Here is a 24,851-nt window from a genome sequence, read left to right as displayed (position 1 = left end):
TTATATTCCAGCTTTAGAACAATACAAAACCTGATGCATGATGAGAAACCTATTCCTCTCTTTTTTATTACTACTGAGCCATGCCATGAGTGCCCAGTTGACCTTTACCAATCCCATATTGGCAGGCTTTTATCCCGACCCAAGCGTCACCCGGGTAGAGAGTGACTTTTATTTGGTCAACTCTACTTTCTCGTACTTCCCAGGCCTTCCTGTTTTTCACAGCAAAGACTTAAAGAACTGGAAGCAAATAGGTAACGTGATAGATAGGCCCAGTCAGATGAATTTCATGGGTGATGGTGTTTCTAGAGGATTATTTGCGCCATCCATTATACATCATAACGGTATTTATTATGTAACCTGTACTCTAATTGACAGAAAGGGAAACTTTGTGGTTACCGCCAAGAATCCTGCTGGTCCTTGGAGTGACCCTACTTGGTTACCTCAAGTAAAGGGCATTGACCCTTCTCTTTTTTTTGACACCAACGGCAAAGCTTATATCATATACAATAGTGATCCGCCCCATAACAAGCCACTATATAGTGGCCATCGTACCATTAGGATATATGAATTTGACCCCACCAACTTAAAGGTCATTGGGGAAGAGAAGCTTTTGGTGAATGGCGGCGTTGACATCAATAAAAAGCCCGAATGGATAGAAGGCCCACACATTTTCAAACGCAATGACTGGTATTATTTATGTGCTGCCGAGGGAGGCACTTCGGTAAACCATTCACAGGTAATACTAAGGAGCAAACTTGCAACAGGGCCTTATGTTCCTTACGAAAACAATCCCATTCTTACCCAGCGCCATTTAGACCCTAACCGTAAAAACCCGATTACTTCTGCTGGCCATGCCGAATTGGTGGAAGGACCAGATGGTAATACCTATGCTTTGTTCTTGGCGGTAAGACCGTATGAGGGCAATTATTATAATACCGGCCGAGAGACCTTTATTGCTCCTGTAAAATGGCAAAACGATTGGCCAATCATTAATCCCGACTCGGAAGAAATACCTTATCAGTTCACTGCCAATTTTAAAGAGATCAAACAAAAAGCAATTCCACAAAGTGGTAATTTTAACTACAGAATCCATTTTGATAAAAATCTGGACCCTTCTTTATTATTTCTAAGGACAAGAGATACTTCTTGGTTTAAGCTAGACCATAAAAATGGACTTACCATGAAGTTAAGGCCAGAAACCTGTATGGAATTGGGCAATCCATCATTCATTGGGAAAAGACAACAACACTTGGAAGGAAGTGCAAGCACATCTTTAATTTTTAGGGCCAATGCCCCAAATGAAAAAGCAGGTCTACTGATTTACCAGAGCGAAAGTAATTTTTACTTCATTTGCAAATCAATTGACCAAGGGCAGCCCGTAGTACAGTTATTTCAAAGCGAGCCAAAAACAAAAAACATGAACCTGCTTATTCAAAGCCCATTAACAAGTTCCCTAGCTCCACTTTTTTTAAAGATAGAAGCCAAAGGCAAATTTTATGATTTTTATTTTGCAGAGAAGCGCAACAAATGGCAATTACTTAAAGAACATGCAGATGGTAAATTATTAAGCACACAGCAGGCGGGCGGATTTGTTGGGGCATTATATGCTGTATACGTCACTTCCTCTGGTCAAGCATCAGAAAACCTGGCCAGTTTTAAATGGTTAGATTATGAAGGCAACGATATGGTTTATAGATAGCGTTGTCTAGATTCCTTTTAAACAAAAACCCCTCTTCATTAATTTTTTCGATGAAGAGGGGCTAAAACAATAAACTAATTTATGACTTAATAGGATCGATCAGAGCGATACTACCATCGGCATTGTGGGTTAATTCTGTAACCTTAATATTCCTCAAGTGTGTTTTTCCTGAAATTTGTGTATCATGGTAGAAAATATACCACTTTCCTTTTATTTCTACAATGGAATGGTGGGTCGTCCAACCTTGCACTGGGTTCATAAAAGTACCCTGATATACAAAAGGTCCATAGGGCCGATCTCCAATAGCATAGGCTAAGAAATGGGTATCTCCTGTAGAATAAGTAAAATAATACTTTCCATGATACTTATGCATCCATGCCCCCTCAAAAAACCTACGATCGTGATCTTTAGTTAAAATGGGCTGGCCATTCTTATCTAAAATTACTACGTCTTTCACTGGGCCATCAAATTGGAGCATATCCTTACTCATTTTAGCCACCTTAGCCGTTAGGGCAGGTGAATTTTCTTTTAGATGATCTGTTTTCGAGCCATTTGCATTATATTTCCCATTTTCCCAACGTTGTAACTGGCCTCCCCATATACCTCCATAATACATATAACTGATGCCATCATCATCAGTAAATACCGCTGGGTCTATGCTAAAGCTTCCTTCAATTGGTTTAGGTTCAGCCTTAAATGGACCTGCCGGATTTTTGGCCGTTGCTACGCCAATCCGAAAAACATCATCTTTATCCTTCAATGGAAAATATAAATAATAGGTTCCATTTTTATAAGCCGCATCTGGGGCCCATAATTGTCTACCTCCCCATGGGATATCTTTCACACTAAGTGCCACGCCATGATCTATCACCTTTCCTCCAATACTATCCATACTGAACACATGATAATCTCTCATGTCGAAATGATCTCCATCATCATTTTCAGGCCTACCTGCTTCGATATCGTGCGATGGATAAATATAAATCCGCCCCTCAAAAACATGAGCGGAGGGATCTGCGGTAAAGATGTCTTTTACCAATGGTTCATTCAAAAATTTTGAAGTTTTAGTGGTGTCTGTTGTCGCTGCGGTATGCTTGTTATTTTGCCGGCAAGCCGTTGTAGCCACGCTCGCCACAAGCATCAGCCCCAATAAATTAGCAGTAGTACATTTCATATCTTATTGTTTATAAAAGGTTTCTATTTTACTTTAAAGCTTTCTTGCGGACCAAGAAAGCTAGATTTTAGCCCTCCAAGGTCAACCACCATCTTTTGTAGCACCACACCTGGGCTAACCATCCAGTATTTTAAAGTGTGTTTTCCCGGTTTATAAATACGGAGTGAAGTTTTAAATATTTTGATGCTTTCCGCCACTGATTTACGCCAAGCAGCCTCATCATTATAATCTTTACTGATGTTGACCATCACTGGCATTTCATCGTCTACAGATATGCCAAACTTTAAGCCATCAGTATGGGTGAAATCTATAGTCGGGGAAATGAAAGTATGCAAAGTATGATCGCCAGCTTTATCTATATAGATATCATAAGCTAGATATGGCCCGCTTTTATCTAGTTGCTGTTCTTTTGCAGTTACCGGAACAACGATCATTCCTCCATTAGTTTTACCATAATTTTCCAAAGTTTTCCAAAATACAGGCGCAACATTTACCGCTCTATGGTAATTGACTGCCTCTATACTGATATAACCATTGTTTTCTACAAAAAAACTATCATTCTTAGATTCGATAATCTGATGATCTATCGTGATCGGCACATTGATTTTTGAGCCATCGGAAGCCGATATGATTACGTTTATACTATTTTTACCTTTAGGTGCCTTAGCCCAATCTACCTTAATGTTTAATCTTTTTTCCGTTGTAATATATCCAGATCTTTCCGCTATAAGAAGATATGCAGGTGCCTTTATATCATACTTAATTGCTCCATTCCCTTGATTAAACAGCTCGATATAGTAACTTGGATCATTATTATAAAAATTAAACACTGGCAAAGTATCAGTCACGGTAACTTTACCCGTCCAAGAGTTTTCACTACCCTCTATAGCCAGACCCAAAGCCGTTTTCTGTACATCGATCTGATAAGTTTTGGGCATGATATTTTTCTCTGGCTGTTGCCATCCTGTGTAACCAATATGGGTTTGGTCCATCATATGCTTCCATTTGCCATTTGCCATTATGTTATTATAATAATAGCTGATCTTCGCATCTCTTTCAAATAAACTATCGGCCTTTAAGGCCATTGCATTAGCTAAAGACCTTCCCTGCTTGGCATATAATTTATTTTTGGCCAGTACATAATATAGCTCATTTAAATTGGCACTGGCCTCCACTGGATGCAAAACCAATTGATAATAGGCATCCTTCAGCTCTATAGGCATATTTTCATAAATATACCTTGCCTGTTGCTCTATCTGCTTAAAATCTGCCACCACCTGTTCAAATTCATGGTAATTGACCAAGCTATAGGTATTTTGATTGAGCAATTCTGGTTTTACACGACCATTATATTTGGTGTAGGCATCCATCACATCTGCTATTTGGAGTGCATAGGTTGGCCCAAACTGCTTTGTTGCCCAATCAATTGTATATTGCTTCAATTTTTCTGCAGGAATAGCATCAGGTGCCCAAGCATAATCCAAAAAAAACTCTATCGGAAATTCCATAGGCTTTAGATCACCTACATTCACAATCCAAATCTGGTTGGCATTATAACGATAGGCCAAATTCATTTGCTCCCATATTTTTTGGATTGGATTGGTATTGATCCATTTGTAGTTTCTTGGGTCGCCCACATAATCGAAGTGATAATAGATACCATAACCTCCCGGATGCAGCTTCTCACTCAACCTGGGCAGTTTACGAATATTACCCCAATTATCATCGCACAACAATAAGGTAACATCATCTGGCACCCTCATTCCTTTATCGTAGTAATCCTGTACTTCCTTATATAATGCCCAAAGCTGCGGCGTTTGATCTGCTGTTTTTTTTGTTACCTTTTCTATAATTTCACGCTGGTCTTTCACTATTTTTTCCAGCAAGGCCGTAGCCGTGCCTTCTGTCATGGGCTCATCACCATCACCACGCATCCCCACGGTAATAATCTGTTCTTTATCTACAACTCGCTGTAATCCTGTTTCCCAGAATGCCCTTAACTGCTCAGGATTTTGGTCATAATTCCATTTTCCACCTTTAAACCGCTTCCATTCGTCATGTGCTCTGGTTAATGGTTCATGATGAGAGGTCCCTATTACTACGCCATATTCATCAGCCAAAATGGGATTCAGTTTATCATCGTCATTAAATGCATTGCCCCACATGGCAGGCCATAAATAATTACCTTTTAACCGAAGAATGAGTTCAAAAACCTTGGCATAAAACTTACTGTTGAACCCGCCAAATGTTTTATAGCTCCAACCAGATAATGCAGGGGCTTCGTCATTTAAAAATATCCCTCTATATTTTACTGCAGGAGAAGCCATCACATGACGTCCTGAAACTACATATAGGGCTGAACTTTTTTGTGGGACCACATCTGCCCAATAATGCCACGGGGAAACCCCAATTTGATAGCTCAACTCATAAACACCATAAATAGTTCCTCTTTTATCACTTCCGGCTATCACCAATGCACTGTCTATACCTGGCAAGGGGTTCATCACCACCTGGATTAAACCGCTCTCCCATTTGCCAGCTACACCCGCCACATTGATCTTTCCTTTTTCAATCAATGCATCTATCAGCTTACTGTTTCCAATGGTACCTATGATAATGGCCGAAGAGACCGTTTGATCGACCAGTAGCCTGGTTTGAAGCCCGGTTACTTTTAATAGGTCTCCCTGTAGGTCCTGAACAGCTCTTTTTACTCCGGCCCAATCATTCTCGCTCACCATCAAAGTTGCAGACTTCCCTTTTTCGGCAATCGCAAAACTTGCTGGTGTATACTTTTTGGTAATTATCGGATCTAAGCCAGCTGCCAAACAGTTGTAGCACCATACTAAGCAGCTCATTATAAAAAAAAGTTTCTTCATGATTATTTGCGATTAAAATTGATGATTTGCCAATAGGCTTGCTTTGGTTGTAACGCAGCATCAAACAATAGAGGATGGTTTTTCCTACCTCTTACAGGGTACTCATCTAGCCAAGTATACCGATCAGAAACATTCCAGAACGTAACATTGGTAATCACCTCCCTGTACTTTCTGAAAGTATCAAAAACCATTTTATATTGTGCGCTTTGCTGTGCCTCTATTGTTGGGGTGTACACATCCGATTCATTAGGTTTCTTTTCTCTTTTGTTCTTTTCCCAAGCATAAATAGACATATCTAGTTCGGTAAACTGTATTTTTAATCCTAATGAACTGTATTTCTCAATGGCCGCCTCCAAGTCTACCTGCGATGGTTCAAAGATGGACCAATGCGCCTGTAAGCCCACGCCATCTATGGGTACATTTTTTTCTTTCAATTTTTTTAGCAGTTTATAAATCCGATCTCTTTTCTCAGGGCGCTCGGTATTATAGTCATTGTAATAAAGCTTTGCTTCAGGATCTGCTTCATGCGCATATTCAAAAGCTTTGATTATAAAATCCTCCCCTGCAATCTGGTACCACTTGGAGTTGCGAAAGTATTTAGCCGGATCATCGTCAATCACCTCATTTACCACATCCCAAGCATAGATTTTCCCCTTATATCGCTCCACAACCGTATGGATATGCGTTCTCAAACGCTGCAACAATAATTCTTTTGAAGCTTGTGCACCACTTGGGCCTACAAAGAACCAATTGGGAACCTGTTCGTGCCAGCAAAGGTTATGTCCCCTTATTTTAATCTGATTGCTAAGTGCAAAACTTACAATAGAATCTGCTGCTCTCCAATTAAAAACACCTTCCTTTGGCTGCAACGCTTCCATTTTCATGGCATTCTCGGCAGTAATGCTATTAAAATGTCTTTTAATCAAGTTAGCCTCATCGCCAATCAGGTTACGCTGGGCCACTGCAACACCAATGGAAAAATAATTTTTATAGAAATCTTTTAGCCCCCTTTTATCTTGCTGGTAATTTGCTTCTGTTTGCTTCACCCTACAAGCAGCACATAGCAACAAGATCAGCATACAACAGATGATCTTGCAGCCCATCAGTCCCGATAAATAGTCTTTTTTGTTCATTTATATTTGGTTAGTTATGATTGGTAAAGAAACTTTACTTCCTTAAGTAAGGGCTGATATGTCCTTTACAGAGGAGCCCCTTACCACCAATTCCGTTTCAAGAAATATTTTACTCGTAAAGCTCAGATCGCCTTGCCCATTGAGGTAATCGATCAGAATTCTGGCAATACTTTCCCCCATCTCAATTCCCGGATAATGAATAGTGGTAATGGGGGGCTCTGTCACTTTTGAGATCAGATCATTATTAAAACCCACTATGGCCATATCCTCAGGAATTCTCAGCCCTTTTCCCTTTAGAATACTTAGTGCAAATGCTGCGGAAGAATCGTTGGAAATAAAAAGCGCATCAGGAAGCTTTTCTCTTTTCAGTAAATTATGCTCAATGGCTTCTTGTATAGCCTGTTCAGATAGATCATTGCTAATGACCATATCTTCATCGAAAGGAAGATGGGCATCTGCCAAAGCTTGCCTATATCCTTCAAACCTTTCGCGATAAACATTACGCATTCTATTACCTGTTATATGTACAATTAGCCTATACCCCTGCTCAATAAGATGTTGTGTGGCTTTATAACCCGCAGCAAAATTATCTATGAGCACTTTTGTCGTATCTATTTGCTCGGGTACACGATCAAAAAACACAATAGGGATATTTTTCTTCATAAATGATTCAAAGTGGGCATAATCGCTCGTATCGGCGGCCAGTGAAACGATCAAAGCATCTACCCTGTTGTTGAACATGGTTATGGCATTTGTCTTTTCTTTTAATTCCTGCTCAAAAGATTGGCTAATGATCAGATTGTAACCTGCGCCATTTGCCACCTTCTCTATTCCGGAAATTACCGAAGACATAAAAAGACTGTTCAGCCGGGGCACGATCAGTCCTAATGTATTTGTTCTTTTCGTACGTAAATTGCTCGCAAACTTATTGGAGCGATAGCCAAGTTCTATAGCCAGTTCATTTATTCGCTGCTTTGTTTTCTTATTAACAGCCGGGTGATCTTGCAAAGCCCTGCTTACCGTTGCTGCAGAAATAGCTAATTTATCAGCAATGTCATATATGGTTACTTCTTTGTTATTCATACGTTATTCAATAGGTCTACCAAAGGTTTCGAAGACTAAAGTAAATTAAAATTGTTAAAATTGCAATCGGTTGCATGAAATAAAAACAAATTCAACTTAATTGTTGCATAATGCAGTTATTTTTATTTAGTTTGCTGAAGCTATCTATAGAGCATTTGCTAATTTGAAAAAGAAAACCACGATTTATGACATTGCCAAAGAACTAAATGTGACCGTTTCTACGGTTTCGAGGGCATTAAGTGGTTTTGCAGCCATTAGCGATGCGACAAGAGAAGCTGTATTTGCTGCGGCCAAACGTTTAAACTACAGTCCAAACCGTTTAGCTTCAGCCCTAAAATCGGGGAAGACCTACATCATAGGCCTAATTGTGCCGAGCGTACAGGCGCATTTCTTTGCTTCCATTATCCATAGTATTGAAGAAGGATTGAAAGATAGTGGCTATCGGGTCATCCTTTATCAATCTAACGAATCATTAAATGCCGAAATTAACGGGGTAAAAACCCTACTTGAAGCGCAAGTAGATGGGATTATGGCTTCTCTATCACTTGAAACAGAAGATGTATCCCACTTCGCGGAAGTCATTAAACAGAATAAGCCTTTAATCTTATTCGATCGGGTACATGAAAAGTTAAAAGTGCCCACGGTTACACTAGACGATTATAAAGCAGGGTATATGGCCACCCAGCACCTTATAGATCAAGGCTATAAAAACATTGCTTACGTAACCACCGTACACCAGATTAGAATTTTTAATGATAGGCTAAAAGGCTACAAGGCCGCATTGGCCGATAACGAGTTACCCATTAATGAGGAGAATATCATTTTCGGTGGGCTATCTATCAAGGATGGAAGGTTTGGCGCTGGTAAACTTATGCGTGCAACAAACAAACCCGACGCCATTATCGCTGGAGATGACTTTACTGCTTTGGGTGTCATCAAAAAACTAAAGGAAATTGATGAAACTCCACCAAAAATTGGCGTTATAGGATTTGCCAACGAAGCTTTCTCTGCCTATATTACCCCTAATCTATCGACCATTGACCAACATCCAAACCAAATGGGTACAGCATGTGCTAAATTATTTTTGGAAATGGTCCAACAGGCTAATCCATACCAAAACATTAAGCATATTGTATTAGCTCCTTCCTTAGTTGAACGACAATCAACAGATCTAAAGACATAAGTAAGCTGCTACTTGTTGCATAAAACATTTCCTACAGTACACTTTAAGGCCACATTAACGAAAACTTTTCAGAAAATATTTGACATTGTTAATTTAACATCTATCTTTATGCAACCGTTTGCATAACTATAATAAAAAATCTATCTATAAATGTATTTATTAGGTATCGACATAGGCACTTCGTCTATTAAGGTTGCAGTAGTTGACATCGAAACTCAAAAGAGTGTTGCAACTGCACAATATCCTGACGATGAAACGTCCATAAAGTCACTATTCCCTGGATGGGCAGAACAATCTCCCTTAGATTGGTGGGAGCATACCCAAAAAGCAATCTTGAAATTAAATGCCACCAAGCTTTTCAATCCAAAAGAAATAAAAGCAATAGGCATAGGTTACCAGATGCATGGGTTAGTTATTGTTGACAAATCGCAAAATGTACTCAGAGACAGTATCATTTGGTGCGACAGCAGAGCTGTTGAGCTTGGAAACAAAGCATTTGACGAACTTGGCCATGATAAAACCTTGAAAAGCCTGCTTAACTCGCCAGGTAACTTTACTGCTTCAAAACTTGCTTGGGTAAAACAAAATGAGCCCGAGGTCTATGAACAAGTTTATAAAATGATGCTCCCTGGAGATTTTATTGCCATGAAGCTTACCGGTGAGATCACGACCAACATCTCTTCCCTTTCGGAAGGTATTTTTTGGGATTTCAAAAAGAACCAGCTTTCGGATGAACTTCTCAAATATTATGGATTAGATCAACAGTTAATTCCCGAGATAAAACCTTTATTTTCCTCACATGGCACTATAAAAAGGGAAGTTGCCCATTCATTGGGACTCTCCTCAGATGTCATAGTGAGTTACAAAGCTGGCGATCAGCCCAACAATGCCCTCTCGCTCAATGTACTTCGGCCGGGTGAGGTTGCTGCTACAGCAGGAACTTCTGGTGTCATCTATGGCATTAGCGACAGCTTAACTTATGACAAACAATCGAGGGTAAATAGTTTTGCCCATGTTAACTATAGCGAAGAACAAGCCTATACTGGTGTACTGCTATGTATCAACGGAACAGGTAGTATGTACAGATGGGCAAAACATAATTTTGCGCCCCAGCTTAGCTATACCGAAATCAATCATATCGCCTCACAAGCGCCAATTGGCAGTAAATCTTTAAAAGTTCTACCCTTTGGCAATGGGGCAGAGCGTATGCTCAACAACAAATACACAGGCGCACAGTTGATTGGCATTGACTTAAACACCCATCAACAATCTCACATTTTCAGGGCTGTTCAGGAGGGCATTGCATTTGCCTTTAGATACGGGCTGGATATTATGAGAGAAAATGGCATGCAGCCTCAGGTGATCAGGGCAGGAAAAGCCAATCTTTTTCTAAGTGATCTTTTTGCCCAGACTTTTGTTGATGTCACCGGAGTTCCCATAGAACTATACGACAACAATGGCAGTGTAGGCGCAGCAATAGGCGCTGGCATTGGTGCAGGTCTATTCAAGAACATAGAAGAAGCCTTTACTAAACATGAAATACTAGAACATATAAGTCCATTACACACAAAAACTTACGAACCTATCTACCAAGAGTGGAAGGAGATACTAAAACAAACATTACAGCATACAGAACCTAAAAAATCAGAAATACAATGACAAAAGTAGTTAAAGGAGAAAAAGAATTTTTTACAGGAATAGATCAAATCAAGTTTGAAGGTTTACATAGTGACAATCCACTTGCCTTTAGATGGTACGATGCAGACAAGATAGTGTCAGGAAAGACCATGAATGAACACTTCAAATTTGCTTGTGCCTACTGGCATTCATTTAATGGCGATGGTTCTGATCCATTTGGCGGACCGACACATATTTTCCCATGGAATACAAAAAAAGACGCTGTGGAGCGAGCAAAGGATAAAATGGACGCTGCCTTCGAGTTCATCACCAAAATGCAATTGCCTTATTATTGCTTCCACGATGTAGATTTAGTAGACTACACTGACAATATAGCTGAAAATGAAAGACGTTTACAGGCTATAGTAGATTATGCCAAACAAAAACAAGCAGAAAGTGGCGTTAAGCTACTTTGGGGTACAGCAAATCTTTTTAGCCACCATCGTTATATGAATGGGGCAGCCACAAACCCCGATTTCCATGTGTTAGCTCATGGGGCCGCACAAGTAAAAGCGGCATTGGATGCTACCATTGCCCTTGGCGGAGAAAATTATGTTTTCTGGGGCGGTAGAGAAGGCTATATGAGCTTATTGAACACCAACATGAAACGCGAGCAAGAGCATTTGGCAACATTTCTTCACAGTGCAAAAGATTATGCCCGAAAAAATGGCTTTAAAGGCACTTTCTTTATCGAGCCTAAGCCTTGTGAGCCTTCAAAACACCAATATGACTATGATGCAGCTACCGTGAAATCTTTCTTGCAACAATATGGCCTGATGGAAGATTTCAAACTAAATCTGGAAGTAAACCATGCTACTTTAGCTGGACACACCTTTCAGCATGAACTACAGGTTGCTGTTGATTCTGGCCTATTGGGCTCAATTGATGCCAACCGTGGAGACTACCAAAATGGATGGGACACTGACCAGTTTCCAAATGATATCAATGAATTGACCGAATCTATGCTGATCATTTTAGAAGGAGGAGGTTTACAAGGAGGCGGAGTAAATTTTGACGCCAAAATCCGTAGAAATTCTACCGATCAGACAGATCTGTTCTATGCACATATTGGAGGGATGGATATTTTTGCTAGGGCTTTAATTACTGCTGACAACATTTTGCAAAAATCGGATTACAAAAAAATAAGGGCAGAAAGGTATGCTTCTTTCGACAGTGGAAAAGGTGCCGAGTTTGAGCAAGGCAAACTTAGCTTGCAAGACCTGAGAAACTATGCCGTTGAAAATGGAGAACCTTTAACGAGAAGCGGGAAACAGGAATACCTGGAAAACTTAATCAATAGGTATATCTAACCTCTGCAAAAGTACACTTAGGCACTTTTAAAACCTGAGTGTACTTTTTACACTATACTATTTGTAATTTTAAATTACGAACCATACATTTGATTGTTTAATCAAAAACACTAACCTAAAAATAAACCAAAAATAAATGAACAATAATGTATTAGATATAAAGGACTATATCGTGTTCTTTGTATATTTTGTAATTGTTGCCGCTTACGGGCTTTACATCTATTACAAAAAGAAATCCGCAACTTCAGATTCCAAAGATTATTTCCTTGCAGAAGGATCTTTAACTTGGTGGGCTATCGGCGCATCCTTAATCGCCTCTAATATTTCCGCAGAGCAATTTATTGGCATGAGCGGATCGGGCTTTAAAATGGGACTTGCTATTGCAACCTACGAATGGATGGCCGCGGCAACCTTAATTGTAGTTGCCGTATTTTTTATCCCGGTCTACTTGAAGAACAATATTGCCACCATGCCGCAATTTCTAAACCAACGTTACAACGGAACGGTGGCCATGATCATGGCTATTTTTTGGCTATTGCTTTATGTCGTGGTAAATCTTACCTCAATTCTCTATTTGGGTGCACTTGCCGTAAGTAGTATCTCGGGCTTTGACCTTACCTACTGTATGTATGCCATTGCAGTATTTGCGATTATCATTACCCTTGGAGGAATGAAAGTCATTGGTTTTACAGACGTAATACAAGTTTTTTTCCTAATTCTGGGTGGATTGGCCACCACTTATCTGGCCCTAAATCTCGTTTCAGACCATTACGGTACAAAAGGAATATTGGAAGGCTATGGTCTAATGACCAACAAAGCATCTGAACACTTTCACATGATATTAAAACCAGACAATGAGAATTACATTGATCTACCTGGACTTTCTGTATTGATTGGCGGTATGTGGATTGTAAACCTAAACTACTGGGGCTGTAACCAATACATTACACAGAGGGCCTTAGGAGCCGACCTAAAAACAGCTCGAAGAGGAATCTTATTTGCTGCATTCTTGAAACTTTTAATGCCAATTATAGTGGTTTTACCAGGAATTGCCGCTTACGTTCTATATAAAGAAGGAGCTTTCCAAACGGAGATGATGCAAGATGGATCGGTTAATCCCGATAGAGCGTATCCTGTACTATTAAATCTTTTACCTGCAGGGTTAAAAGGACTTTCCTTTGCTGCCCTAACCGCAGCAGTTGTTGCCTCTTTAGCTGGGAAAGCCAACAGTATAGCCACCATTTTCACACTTGATGTGTATAAAAAAGCAATCAATAAAAATGCCAATGAGAAAACATTGGTTGGCGTTGGCAAGATAACTATTGTTGTTGCTATGATATTGGGCGTTATTATTGCCCCTCATCTAGGTATTGACAAAAAAGGAGGCTTCCAGTTTATCCAAGAATACACCGGCTTCTTTTCACCAGGAATTTTCGCCATGTTCATTTTAGGCTTTTTCTGGAAAAAGACAACCTCTAATGCCGCATTATTTGCAACATTAGGAGGTTTCTCTTTATCTGTACTCCTTAAAAAACTTCCATTAATGGTCGACTTAGGTTTCTTAGAAGGCATGGGCTTTTCTAAATTGGTGAAACAAGAAAATGGCACTATGCTTTACGAAATTCCATTTATAGACAGGATGGGCTTTGTTTTTCTTTTCTGTGCTATAGGGATGTACATCATTAGTATTATCGAGAACAAAAAAGGAGTTGTTCCTAAAGGGCTTGAGGTGGATGCCAAAATGTTCAAGACCGATTCTAAATTTACAGTTGGTGCACTGATTGTAATCGGAATTATTATTGCACTATATACACTTTATTGGTAATCAAATCAAAAAACAATAAAAAAAGCACCTTAAAAAGGTGCTTTTTTTATTTATGTAAATACCCAACGAAGTGGCATTCTCCGACACAGCAAATCAAACGTTTGCGTAAAGATTAAATTGCTTAACCGATTTTTAGTAGATATTTTAGGGCTGAGACACGTTATAAATAACTAGTTCCCAAAGACCAAACCTTAAGATATGATCAAAAAACTTCTATTTTCATTAGCATTCACTTCTTGCCTATTTATCAAGGCTTCTGCCCAACAAAGTAGAGAAAGTCAAATAGACATGAAAAATTTCATTAAAGACCAATTTGACTTTGCCGCTAAACAATATGGCTATTTAGCCAAAAATACACCTAGCGACCGTATGCCCAAAACATATGACAAGACCACCGGAAAATCAGAAACCAGTAGCACAAAATGGTGGTGCAGTGGCTTTTACCCTGGGACATTATTATACATTTATGAATACACCCAAGACACCTCCATTTTAAATGAGGCAAAAAAAAGATTGAATATCCTAGAAAAAGAGAAGCACTATACCGGGAATCACGACCTTGGTTTTATGATGTATTGCAGCTTTGGCAACGCCTATCGTATTTTAAAAGATAAAAAATACATTTCCACAATAGATACTGCAGCAGCCTCTCTCTCTACCCGCTTTAGGGAAAAGGCAGGCGTTATCCAATCATGGAATTCAACCTCAAAATTCCAAGGCCCCGTAATTATTGATAACATGATGAATTTAGAACTATTGTGTTGGGCCAGCAAAACAACAGACAATAAAAAATATTGGGAAATTGCCATCAGTCATGCAGATAGTACTTTAAAAAATCATTTTAGATCAGATTTCAGCTCTTATCATGTAGTTGATTACGACATGGCAAATGGCAAGGTGATCAAAAAGCTAACCCATCAAGGAGCCGCAGACGAGTCAGCTTGGAGCCGAGGTCAAAGTTGGGCGCTATACGGCTACACCTTAATGTACCGCTTTACAAAAGATAAAAAATATTTGGATCAAGCCAACCACATTGCAAAATTTATATTAACCAATCCCAATCTTCCTGCCGATAAAATACCTTACTGGGATTTTAATGCCCCTGGTATCCCTAATGCTTTACGTGACGTTTCGGCAGCTACCATTAATGCTTCTGCACTTTTAGAATTGGCCCAATATAACAAACAGAAAAGAAATCATTACGTGAACACCGCCAAACAAATACTGCTAAATGTAGCCAGCGATAAGTACAAGGCCAAGCTGGGTGAAAATGGGGGCTTTATTTTGATGCATAGCGTAGGCTCTATGCCGCACCAGAACGAAATAGATGTTCCACTAACCTATGCAGATTATTACTTTTTAGAAGCCTTACATCGATATAAAAATTGGTATCTATAAGTATCCATTTCCTATGAAATTTTGTTGCCGAACATTTAGCTTTGTTGCCGCTATTATTTTGAACATGAATTTTGCCTATGCACAGCAAAATGACAATTCAAAAAACGATACTATCCCTTTAAGATATGGAGCCCATCGCATTAGCGCTCGTAAGGATACAATGATGCAAAGATGGCGTGATTATGGGTTAGGACAATTTATACATTGGGGCGTTTACGCCATCCCAGGCGGTCATTGGGAGAACAAAACTTACCACGGTGCCTCAGAATGGATTCGGACATGGAGTGGCCCAGCTTCCCCTAAAGATTGGAAGTCAATTTATGACCAGCTTTACAAGCAGTTTAACCCAGTCAGTTTTAAAGCAAGTGAATGGGCCAAACAGGCCAAGACAATGGGAGCAAAATATGTCATTTTCACCACCAAACATCACGACGGTTTTTGTCTATGGCCTAGCAAATACACTAATTATACCATTGCCAATACACCTTATCGAAAAGACATTGTTAAAGAAATAGTAGAAGCCTATGATGCCGAGGGGATTGATGTTTATCTTTATTTCTCCATCATAGACTGGAATCATTCTGGCTACAGCAGTTCAATCCCAAAAAATCAGGCAGATAGCATGGCTTATGAAAGGTTTAAAAAATTTACCCGTAACCAGTTGATAGAACTGTTAGACCGATACCCTAAAGCCAAGGGATTATGGTTTGATGGTTCTTGGGATGCCGCATGGATTAAACAGGCTGCATTTACAAATGAATTGGAAAAAGAATTACGCGAACTTCACCCCGGTTTAATTATTGGCAGTCGTTTTCGTGCCGATGATTATGGGAAAAGACATTTCGACTCGAATGGCAGAATGATGGGAGATTACGAGCAAGGTTGGGAGCGCAAATTACCGGCCCACATTGATCTTGTTAAAACCAACGATTGGGATGCGGTAATGACCATACCCCCTAACCAGTGGGGTTACAATAGCGATTGGCAATCCTCTTACATTAAGACCCCTTATGATTTAACAGATATGCTGATGCATGCCGTTTCTATGAATGGCAATCTCGTTATCAATTTTGGACCAGACGGCAAAGGCAACATTAGAGATGAAGAAGACAATGTGGCCGTCAAATTAGGAGCCTGGATGGATATAAACCATGAAGCCGTCTATGGAACAACCTATGCCAATCTGCCCAAGCCAGATTATGGTTATTTTACCAAGAAAGACAATAAATTATTCCTTACCGTTTTCAATCTACCTTTAAATCGCCTCGTACGTATCGCCATCCCAAAAAACTTTGGCAGCGCTCCATCAAAAGCCAATTTGTTATCCAATATGAACCCTTTAGCTCTAAAGCGCACAGACATGGGGCTGGACCGAGATCAAAACATTTATTATGATGTGACAATCCCTGATCATTTTCATGCCAAGGATCCTTTTGTAATTGTTTTTGAGCTTAAGCAACTTGATAAAGACAAAAAGGATTATGGAGATTCAAAAATTTAACCCGTTCATTATGAATTTCAGATATCTTCCCATACTATGTCTCTTGTTATTCGTCTTAACCAGTTCGAAAAGCAATGCCCAAAACGGCCGATCATCCATCGATTTTAACAGTAATTGGAAATTTAAAAAATCGGCAGACACGGCGAATAAAAGTGTGAATTGGCTGAACATTACCTTACCACACACTTGGAACGACACAGATATGCAACTAGGTAAAAATTTCTATGAGGGCGAGGCACTTTATGGGAAAGAATTTTTATTCGAACCCCAGTTAAAGAACAAACGCATTTTCATCAGGTTTGAGGGGGTTGGTCAAGTGGCAGAGCTATACATTAACAACAAACTCATCGGCTCTCACCAAGGTTCATATAGTGCTTTTTGTTTCGATATTTCCCATGCCGTTATTTTGGGCAAAAAGAACAACTTTTTAGTAAAGGTTAGCAACAAAGCTAGAAGAGATATCATTCCTGTAAATCATTTTCTTTTTGGCATTTATGGCGGCATCTATAGGCCAGTTAGCCTAATTATTACCAATCCTATTAACATTACCACTACCGATTATGCCTCTTCGGGAATTTACATTTCCCAAAAAGAGGTAAGCCATACAGCTGCCAGCATCAGCATCACCGCCAAAGTGGAAAACACTACTGGACAGCCCGCCAACATTGAAATCAAAAATACGGTTTACCGTCAAAATGGTTCGGTATACTATGAAAAAGCAAGCGCTTATAAATTAAGTACTTTAGGCAGGCAAGAACTCACACAAAATTTCACGCTCAACAACCCTATACTGTGGGAAGGTATAAACTATCCCTATCTATACAAGGTAATTACACAAATTCTGCAAGAAGGAAAGATTATAGACGAAGTAATTCAACCTTTAGGAATTAGAAAATTTGAAATGGTAGCAGGAAAAGGGATGTTTTTAAATCATAAACCTTATCCCATGTATGGGGTGTGTCGTCATCAGGACAGGTGGCAATATGGCAATGCGCTAAGTAATGGCCAACACCAGGAAGATTTGGCCATTATCAAAGAAATGGGTACCACCACACTACGCCTGGCACACTACCAACAAGCTGAATATATGTATGCCAAATCAGACTCTCTAGGCTTTATGGTTTGGGCAGAAATTCCATTCGTTAACACTTTCACCAGAGAAGAAGCAGCCAATGCCAAACAACAGTTGGAAGAGTTGATTAAACAAAATTATAACCACCCGTCCATCTATATATGGGGATTACATAATGAAGTCTATGGAAAAACCCCTGCTGATTATCCCGCAGTACTGACCCGCGACCTAAATGATTTGGCAAAACGAATTGATCCCTATCGCTATACTGTAGCCGTTAGTGGTTATGGCGAGATGGAAAGGCCTACCAATCTGAATACCGATATACAAGGCATGAACCGTTACTATGGATGGTACGAATCAAAAATTAATGATTTAGAGAAGTGGGCAAAAAACTTAAAAAAAGACTATCCTGATGACATTGTGATCCTATCAGAATATGGTGCTGATGGAAATATTCTTCAACAACAGGAGCAATCTACCTTGCCCGAAAACTGGGACTATTCTTCACCTATATATCCCGAAAATTTTGAAACCAAAACACATGAACAACAATGGGCAATTATTGCTAAAAACCCCTACATAACGGCTTCTTACGTATGGAATATGTTTGACTTCGCCACGCCGATGTGGAACCGTGGAAGCTTAGTGGCAAGGAATATGAAAGGTTTGGTTTCATTCGACAGGGTTTTAAAAAAAGATGTTTTCTATTGGTATAAGGCCAACTGGAGCAAGGAACCGGTTGTTTACCTAACAGAAAGAAGGACCATTAAACGTAAAAATGCCCTCACTCCGGTTACCGTATATTCCAACCAAGGTGAACCCTCATTATATTTGAATGGTAAAAAATTAAATATACGATCTGTGGTTAAAGGCACAGCAGTGCATTATGTATTTGAAAACGTAAAATTGAAAAAGGGGAAAAACAAGATTAAAACAATCGTAAAAAATAAGGACCAGCGTTATAGCGACGAATTGATTTGGGAGCTTATTTAGTTTTCCAACATTACTAATTACTTGTGTACAAAAACTTTTCACTAACTTATTGGTTTAACTCATTCAAAACACTTTATAATTATGAAAAAGAAATTTGTACTTCTAGCAATGTCTGCACTATGCGCTGCATGGTGGGGCTGTACCCAAAATGGTAACCAAGCAGCTACGGAAAAAAAGGAGAAAAAAAAGGAACTTATCGACACCCTAAAAGAATGTTATTCGGCAGCCTATGAAAAAGACAGTGCCGATTTACAATTAAACATCATCGATTCCTCTAAGGTAGAAGGAAAGCTATTAATTAACTACCATGGAAAACCTAAAAACGATGGCACCATAGATGGCCGTTTCAAAGGAGATACCTTATTTGTTGATTACACCTTCAAAACTGGAAAAAACTCCACAATATATTCTAATCCACTTGCATTCCTAAAAAAAGATGGAAAACTGATCATGGGTGTAGGACAAATTGAAACTTCTTTGGGGAAATCCTATTTCGTAAAAGACAAGCCTATCAATTTTGAAAGGGGAAAATTTACTTTTACAATTATGGAATGTCAGGAAAAAGGCTATTGATTATTTCATTATAACTTAAAAAAATTACGCCCCAATTATTGGGGCGTAATTTTTTATGCTTTTCAAGGTCAATATCAGTGTGATTAGTAAAGTGTGAACTCTACCCTTCTGTTCTGTTGACGGCCTGCCGCGGTTTTATTGGTCGCAATAGGCTGATCTGGGCCATAACCGGTGGCTTCTATACGAGAAGCATTGGCTCCCTGAGATACTAAATATGCCTTTACAGCTTCCGCTCTTTCTTTAGACAAACGTAAATTAAGTTCTCTAGAACCAGTAATATCGGTATGGCCTGCCAATTTTAAGCTGAAGTTTTTCTCCACCAATAAGGCAGCTACCCTATTTAAAGTTTCGTATGATTTGGCACGAATTGTTGCTTTGCCCAAATCAAACTCAAGATTAGAAATGGCATCTTTTACCACTTTACGATCTGCTTCCGTAATAATCACTTTTTCGGTAATTTGGGGTGCAGGAACTTTTAAAGGACAACCCGAACCATCTACCACGGTACCAGCTGGTGTATTAGGGCATTTATCCAATTTATCTGCCACACCATCGCCATCACTATCTTTTAGTAGGTCATTCATTTCTGAACGTAACCTTGCGTTTTCTGCTTTTTGTGCATCCAAATCCGACCTTAAGGCATTGGCTGTATTTTTAGCCGCTAAGGCTTCTTCGTAAGTGGCTGCAGTAGGGCTAAAGAAAGCAAGTTGTTTTCCTTTGCCCAATGCAAACTCTAAGCCTGCATAACCATAATTATACTTATCGTTACTTCCCCTAGCATAACCATCAAAAGTATCTCCATCAACAAAGTTAATGGTCCAACCTAAATCGAAGTTAACACCTTCAGACAAACGAAACTTTGCCCCAACGCCTACTGGAATAATCATCTTATTTACAGCAGGACCTGTTGTTTCTGTTGACGAGCCAGTGGGAGTAGTGGTTGTTTTGTAGTTAACAAAACCACCTCCAGCAAGTGCATAAAGTTGCGCATTATTTTGCTGACTGAACATACTCCAGTTTACCATGTTCAATTGTGCACTTAAACTTGCTGAATACCTCAGGTCAGTATTATAGGAGCCGATTGTACTACTATTTATGGTACCATCATTATATGGCTTCGAATTGTCGCCTTTTACCTTGCCCCTAACTCCATCTAAACGCAGTGAAAATCCAGGAGAAATTTGTTTCTTGATATAAAGGCCATAACCCAAGCTTGCTTTCCAATGTGAAAAGTCATTTTGGCCGCCAAGGGGCGATATACCAGTTAACACTCCTCCGTTAAGACCTATTGACCAAGTGCTAAGTGATGGTTTTACCCCCATATTGGTTTCTTGGGCATGAACGTTACTACACATTATTAATCCAGCTAATGCTACCGGAAAGAATTGTAAGAATTTTAGTTTCATAATATTGATTTTATAAGTTTGTTAATTACCAACAATTTGTCAATACCTGTACCAAAAACAAACCTTAAATCTATAAAATATAATTAAAACCGCATTAGATGGCAATTCCGCATAATAAATATAAAATAGTTCCGTTGCAATAAGTGTTCATTTTGCTGTACACTATTTGTTGTACAACAGCTCAAATATGTATGGGTAAATGAACTACGCCCTTGTTCCATTATTATAAACTACCCGCAAATTTCCAACTTGTAGCATGATCTTCTTTTAACTCCTGATTTGTTAAAATTGCCCTCACCATTTCTACCGGCATGGTATTCTCTTTTAATATTCTTTCATGGAACTCGACATTTGACATTTTCCCAGTCTCTACCAATTCTTTATGAAGTGCACTAAACTGTAATCCTCCAAGCATATAGCCTATCTGATAAAGAGGTCCATAATTCCCCGTAAAAGATCTTCTTACCTCTGCCGCAGCATTAGAGCGTTCAAAGCCTACTCGCTCTACCAAAAAATCAATACACTGCTTGGGTGTCCATTTTCCTAAATGATAATTCATTGAAAAAATGATACGGGCACAACGATGCATACGCCAAAAAAGCATCCCGATCTTATCTTCAGGAGTTTTGGCAAATTGATGATCCCATAACAACATTTCCCAATATAAAGACCAACCTTCTGTCCAAAATGGTGTTGAAAAAACCTTACGATAGGGTTTATATCTATTTTGCATAAAATACTGAAGGTTATGTCCAGGAATTAATTCGTGAAAAACCACTGCCCTCGAAAAATGTTTATTATTGCCTCGCATCGTCATTAGCTTAACTTCTTCACTCATATCTTCGGTAGGATAGGCAATTAACACCGACTCTCCGCCAAGAAAAAATGGCGCATACAGTTGTTGCTGTGGACTTAGCATATGCATACTCCAGCCTTCCTTTGCCAGCTCGGGCACTTCTATTAGTTTATTTTGCTGTATAAAGTCTATTGCTTCCTGAGCTAAACCATAAACAAGTTCTGGCTGTTTACCTAAGGCCGGATAATCATTCTTCACTTTCTCCAGTGCCTTTTTCCAATCTTTACCAAAGCCCATTTGCTTAGAAGCTTTTAACATTTCTTTATCGCACCAGGCAAATTCTTTTAGTGCTATAGCTTCCAATTGTGCAGGAGTATAAGCCAACATCTCCTCTTTTAATAAGGTTTCAAATGCTTCCTTTCCTATAGGATTTCCAATAATCCCACTACCATCATCATCATGCTGATATTTAATGGACAGGCCTTTAACAGTTTCAGCATAATTCTTCAAAGCTTCCACCACATGATGATAATCAGTTTTAGTCGCCTTGGTAAACTGTGGATCATAACCATCATAAAACTTATAGGAATCGACAAATACCCTTTGATATTGGCTCAATGTCCCACCTATCCATTTTAATTGTGTTGGTGTTAAGGTCAACTCCCCTTTTTTAACTGTTTTTTCGATCTTTTCAATATCTTTTGCCAACTGATCGAACATCGCTGCAGTTTTTAGGCCATCCTGCTGCGCTCCTACTCTACGCTTTTGTTCAAAATTGGAAATAGCCAATGCAAATGGAATGCTAAATTTGGTTAAAATAAAAGTTTCCAAAGCTTCTTTATTTTCCCTTAAGTCGGCATTGATATCTCTTTTTAAGAGCAGGTAATCTACCCGTTCATTTACTGTAAGCTGATCAAATGCTATCTTTTTTATCTTGGTCAACCAGTCCTCATAAAAACGATCCATCCGGTCTAGGTATTCTGGTGATTGTTTAAGTGGGTATTTTCTTTTCAGCATTTGCTCATCAGCCTGGTATTGGTTAATATAGGGCATTATCGAGCTTGCTTCATTGACTTGAGCAAATAAGGGATGTGCCACAAAGAGCAGCAATGATATAACAGGGAATAACTTACGCATGTATAGAATTGTTCATTTGTTCATCACAAAATACTCATTTCTTCACACATAATAAAAGCAAATAAAAAAGCGAGGCTTTCCTAAACATGCTTATTAGGGAAAACCTCGCTCAACTTATTGTTTTTTAACTTGCTTTAGCCTTACCAACCACCAGCAGCATCATCTCCTCTTGGATCTGCACCAGTTTGATAACTGCCCCATTTGGTCCTTAAAATGGCATCTACCCTACCAATCGATCCCCTTTTGAAAATGGTGTATCCTTTGGCTTCCAATTTCTGTTGTGTAGCGCTATCCAGCGCTCCTTCTTCTACATCAACCCTATCTGGCAACCACTGGTGATGAAACTTTTTGGCATCCACAGCGGCCTGCATAGATTTACCAAAATCTATTACATTTAATATGGTTTGAAAAACAGAAGTAATAATGGTTGAACCACCTGGTGTACCCACTACCATAAATAACTGACCATCTTTTTCCAAGATAGTTGGTGTCATAGAGCTCAACATTCTTTTATTTGGAGCTACGGCATTCGCTTCACCTCCAACCAAGCCAAAAAGATTGGGTGTACCAGGCTTTACAGAGAAATCGTCCATTTCATTATTCAACAAAAACCCTGCGCCTTTTACCACCACCAACGAACCATATGCAGCATTAATCGTTGTGGTCAATGATACGGCATTTCCCTCTCTATCTACAATGGAAAAGTGTGTCGTCTGCTCGCTTTCCTTTGCTCCAACATTACCTGCTGCTATAGCCGAACTTGGCGTTGCCTTATCCCAGGTAAAGTTTGACATTCGATTTTTATTATAACTGTTTTCCAGTAACTGTTTTTGCGGTACAGCCCAAAAATCAGGATCGCCTAAATGTTTCGCCCTATCTGCATACACCCTTCGCTCAGCTTCCACCATCAATTGAATGGTCGAATCGGCATTCAGTCCCCATCTGCTTAATGGATAAGGTTCTACTGCCTGTAAAAGTTGTAGTAGCGCTATACCTCCGCTTGATGTTGGTGGCATGGTAATGACTTTGTAACCTCTATAATTACCTACAATAGGCGTTCTCCAAACTGCTTTATAGTTTTTCAGGTCGGCTTTACTGATGATTCCTCCCCCACGTTTCATTTCAGCAACAATAGAATCTGCCACCGCTCCTTCATAAAATCCGGCATTTCCTTTTTCTTTGATCAGTTTCAACGTATTTGCCAGTTCCTTTTGGATAAGCAAATCGCCAGTGGCCCAATCACCTCGATCTTTAATCAATGCAGTACCTAGTGGGTTAAACTGTTGAAATTTTGACTTCATCCTATTCAACTCTCCTGCCTGCTTAGCCGTTATCTTAAATCCATTTGCCGCTAATTTATAAGCGGGCTCAACCAGGTCTGCCCATTTAAGCTTACCGTATTTCTTATGCGCCTCCACCATTCCAGATACCGATCCCGGTACACCAGAAGCTAAATGTCCATATAAACTTTTATTGGTAATTGCATTTCCCTGCTCATCCAAAAACATGTCTTTGGTAGCCAGGCCGGGGCCTTTCTCCCTAAAGTCCAATGAATTGATCTCTCCTTTAGCGGAACGATAGACCAGAAAACCTCCACCACCTATATTTCCTGCATTTGGATATACCACCGCCAATGCAAATTGTACTGCAACAGCTGCATCTACTGCATTACCTCCCTTTTTAAGAATTTCTACTCCCACTGCTGTTGCTTCTGGATGGGCAGATACAACAGCTCCATTTTTATATTCTCCACTATTATTTTGACCTAATTGGCCACTTACACAACTGTAATTTAAAATAAAAGCAAATACAATTAGGGTTTTGGGTTTAAACACCTTACTAAATCTAGGGATGATAATTTTCTGCATCTTTATATATTTTTTCTATAATGTCTTTATTTTTTTCTAAAATAACTTTTCTCTTCAAACTCAATTTTGGCGTAAGTTCCCCTCCATTAATACTCCATTCCAAAGGCTTTTGGCGACACCCTCAAAATAGGCGGCGTTTGATAC

16 protein-coding genes are annotated in these 24,851 nt (G+C 39.3%); 9 read left to right on the top strand and 7 right to left on the bottom strand.

Annotation, left to right across the window (positions count from 1 at the left end; genetic code table 11):
* Window positions 1–37 precede the first annotated feature (37 nt).
* On the top strand, window positions 38–1,699 hold the full coding sequence (locus JHD79_RS13445; protein ID WP_199119815.1) for a glycoside hydrolase family 43 protein: 1,662 nt from the start codon (window positions 38–40) through the stop codon (window positions 1,697–1,699).
* 79 nt (window positions 1,700–1,778) lie between these two features.
* On the opposite strand, the gene JHD79_RS13440 is transcribed toward JHD79_RS13445, so the two are convergent.
* Genes JHD79_RS13440 through JHD79_RS13425 form a run of 4 tightly spaced genes read right to left on the bottom strand, consistent with a single transcriptional unit; the run spans window position 1,779 to window position 7,965 of the window.
* The gene (locus JHD79_RS13440) at window positions 1,779–2,873 is read right to left on the bottom strand and encodes a glycoside hydrolase family 43 protein (protein ID WP_233164703.1); all 1,095 of its coding nucleotides are present in this window, start codon (window positions 2,871–2,873) and stop codon (window positions 1,779–1,781) included.
* Between the two features lie 23 nt (window positions 2,874–2,896).
* Complete coding sequence (locus tag JHD79_RS13435) at window positions 2,897–5,749, bottom strand: glycosyl hydrolase 115 family protein (protein WP_199119814.1); 2,853 nt, start codon at window positions 5,747–5,749, stop codon at window positions 2,897–2,899.
* A 2-nt stretch (window positions 5,750–5,751) separates the two neighbouring features.
* The gene (locus tag JHD79_RS13430; RefSeq protein WP_233164702.1) at window positions 5,752–6,882 is read right to left on the bottom strand and encodes an endo-1,4-beta-xylanase; all 1,131 of its coding nucleotides are present in this window, start codon (window positions 6,880–6,882) and stop codon (window positions 5,752–5,754) included.
* 42 nt (window positions 6,883–6,924) lie between these two features.
* Window positions 6,925–7,965 (bottom strand): LacI family DNA-binding transcriptional regulator, encoded by a 1,041-nt coding sequence (locus JHD79_RS13425; protein WP_199119813.1) that lies wholly within the window; start codon window positions 7,963–7,965, stop codon window positions 6,925–6,927.
* A 163-nt stretch (window positions 7,966–8,128) separates the two neighbouring features.
* On the opposite strand from JHD79_RS13425, the gene JHD79_RS13420 reads away from it, so the two are divergent.
* From JHD79_RS13420 to JHD79_RS13385, 8 genes are all read left to right on the top strand, one after another.
* Window positions 8,129–9,148 (top strand): LacI family DNA-binding transcriptional regulator, encoded by a 1,020-nt coding sequence (locus tag JHD79_RS13420; protein WP_199119812.1) that lies wholly within the window; start codon window positions 8,129–8,131, stop codon window positions 9,146–9,148.
* Between the two features lie 150 nt (window positions 9,149–9,298).
* The gene (locus tag JHD79_RS13415; protein ID WP_199119811.1) at window positions 9,299–10,807 is read left to right on the top strand and encodes a xylulokinase; all 1,509 of its coding nucleotides are present in this window, start codon (window positions 9,299–9,301) and stop codon (window positions 10,805–10,807) included.
* Window positions 10,804–12,135, top strand: a complete 1,332-nt coding sequence (gene xylA / locus JHD79_RS13410; protein WP_199119810.1) for a xylose isomerase — start codon at window positions 10,804–10,806, stop codon at window positions 12,133–12,135. Before JHD79_RS13415 ends, xylA begins: the two co-directional genes overlap by 4 nt.
* 136 nt (window positions 12,136–12,271) lie before the next feature.
* Complete coding sequence (locus JHD79_RS13405) at window positions 12,272–13,960, top strand: sodium/sugar symporter (RefSeq protein ID WP_199119809.1); 1,689 nt, start codon at window positions 12,272–12,274, stop codon at window positions 13,958–13,960.
* Between the two features lie 198 nt (window positions 13,961–14,158).
* Window positions 14,159–15,358: a glycoside hydrolase family 88 protein gene (locus JHD79_RS13400; RefSeq protein WP_199119808.1), complete on the top strand. Its 1,200-nt coding sequence runs from the start codon at window positions 14,159–14,161 to the stop codon at window positions 15,356–15,358.
* A 64-nt stretch (window positions 15,359–15,422) separates the two neighbouring features.
* The gene (locus tag JHD79_RS13395; RefSeq protein WP_233164701.1) at window positions 15,423–16,859 is read left to right on the top strand and encodes an alpha-L-fucosidase; all 1,437 of its coding nucleotides are present in this window, start codon (window positions 15,423–15,425) and stop codon (window positions 16,857–16,859) included.
* Between the two features lie 10 nt (window positions 16,860–16,869).
* Window positions 16,870–18,927 (top strand): glycoside hydrolase family 2 protein, encoded by a 2,058-nt coding sequence (locus JHD79_RS13390; protein WP_199119806.1) that lies wholly within the window; start codon window positions 16,870–16,872, stop codon window positions 18,925–18,927.
* Window positions 18,928–19,008: 81 nt separating this feature from the next.
* Window positions 19,009–19,500 (top strand): hypothetical protein, encoded by a 492-nt coding sequence (locus JHD79_RS13385; protein ID WP_199119805.1) that lies wholly within the window; start codon window positions 19,009–19,011, stop codon window positions 19,498–19,500.
* Window positions 19,501–19,583: 83 nt separating this feature from the next.
* Here the strand turns inward: JHD79_RS13385 and JHD79_RS13380 are convergent, their stop codons facing one another.
* From JHD79_RS13380 to ggt, 3 genes are all read right to left on the bottom strand, one after another.
* The gene (locus JHD79_RS13380) at window positions 19,584–20,906 is read right to left on the bottom strand and encodes an OmpA family protein (RefSeq protein WP_199119804.1); all 1,323 of its coding nucleotides are present in this window, start codon (window positions 20,904–20,906) and stop codon (window positions 19,584–19,586) included.
* Between the two features lie 223 nt (window positions 20,907–21,129).
* Window positions 21,130–22,839, bottom strand: coding sequence for a DUF885 family protein (locus JHD79_RS13375; RefSeq protein WP_199119803.1), 1,710 nt, complete (start codon window positions 22,837–22,839; stop codon window positions 21,130–21,132).
* A gap of 140 nt (window positions 22,840–22,979) precedes the next feature.
* Window positions 22,980–24,707, bottom strand: a complete 1,728-nt coding sequence (ggt, locus tag JHD79_RS13370) for a gamma-glutamyltransferase (RefSeq protein WP_199119802.1) — start codon at window positions 24,705–24,707, stop codon at window positions 22,980–22,982.
* Window positions 24,708–24,851 lie beyond the last annotated feature (144 nt).

The sequence above is a fragment of the Pedobacter sp. ASV28 genome, from assembly GCF_016428855.1.
Lineage (GTDB): Bacteria > Bacteroidota > Bacteroidia > Sphingobacteriales > Sphingobacteriaceae > Pedobacter.
The sequence above is the reverse complement of the archived record's forward strand: the minus strand, read 5'-3'. Positions and strand labels throughout refer to the sequence as shown.

Coding starts and splice junctions, on each gene's coding strand:
- JHD79_RS13385 (WP_199119805.1), top strand. CDS start 19,009: ATGAAAAAGAAATTTGTACTTCTAGCAATGTCTGCACTATGCGCTGCA.
- ggt (WP_199119802.1), bottom strand. CDS start 24,707: ATGCAGAAAATTATCATCCCTAGATTTAGTAAGGTGTTTAAACCCAAA.
- JHD79_RS13400 (WP_199119808.1), top strand. CDS start 14,159: ATGATCAAAAAACTTCTATTTTCATTAGCATTCACTTCTTGCCTATTT.
- JHD79_RS13415 (WP_199119811.1), top strand. CDS start 9,299: ATGTATTTATTAGGTATCGACATAGGCACTTCGTCTATTAAGGTTGCA.
- JHD79_RS13380 (WP_199119804.1), bottom strand. CDS start 20,906: ATGAAACTAAAATTCTTACAATTCTTTCCGGTAGCATTAGCTGGATTA.
- JHD79_RS13430 (WP_233164702.1), bottom strand. CDS start 6,882: ATGAACAAAAAAGACTATTTATCGGGACTGATGGGCTGCAAGATCATC.
- JHD79_RS13405 (WP_199119809.1), top strand. CDS start 12,272: ATGAACAATAATGTATTAGATATAAAGGACTATATCGTGTTCTTTGTA.
- JHD79_RS13445 (WP_199119815.1), top strand. CDS start 38: ATGATGAGAAACCTATTCCTCTCTTTTTTATTACTACTGAGCCATGCC.
- JHD79_RS13435 (WP_199119814.1), bottom strand. CDS start 5,749: ATGAAGAAACTTTTTTTTATAATGAGCTGCTTAGTATGGTGCTACAAC.
- JHD79_RS13425 (WP_199119813.1), bottom strand. CDS start 7,965: ATGAATAACAAAGAAGTAACCATATATGACATTGCTGATAAATTAGCT.
- JHD79_RS13390 (WP_199119806.1), top strand. CDS start 16,870: ATGAATTTCAGATATCTTCCCATACTATGTCTCTTGTTATTCGTCTTA.
- JHD79_RS13395 (WP_233164701.1), top strand. CDS start 15,423: ATGAATTTTGCCTATGCACAGCAAAATGACAATTCAAAAAACGATACT.
- xylA (WP_199119810.1), top strand. CDS start 10,804: ATGACAAAAGTAGTTAAAGGAGAAAAAGAATTTTTTACAGGAATAGAT.
- JHD79_RS13375 (WP_199119803.1), bottom strand. CDS start 22,839: ATGCGTAAGTTATTCCCTGTTATATCATTGCTGCTCTTTGTGGCACAT.
- JHD79_RS13440 (WP_233164703.1), bottom strand. CDS start 2,873: ATGAAATGTACTACTGCTAATTTATTGGGGCTGATGCTTGTGGCGAGC.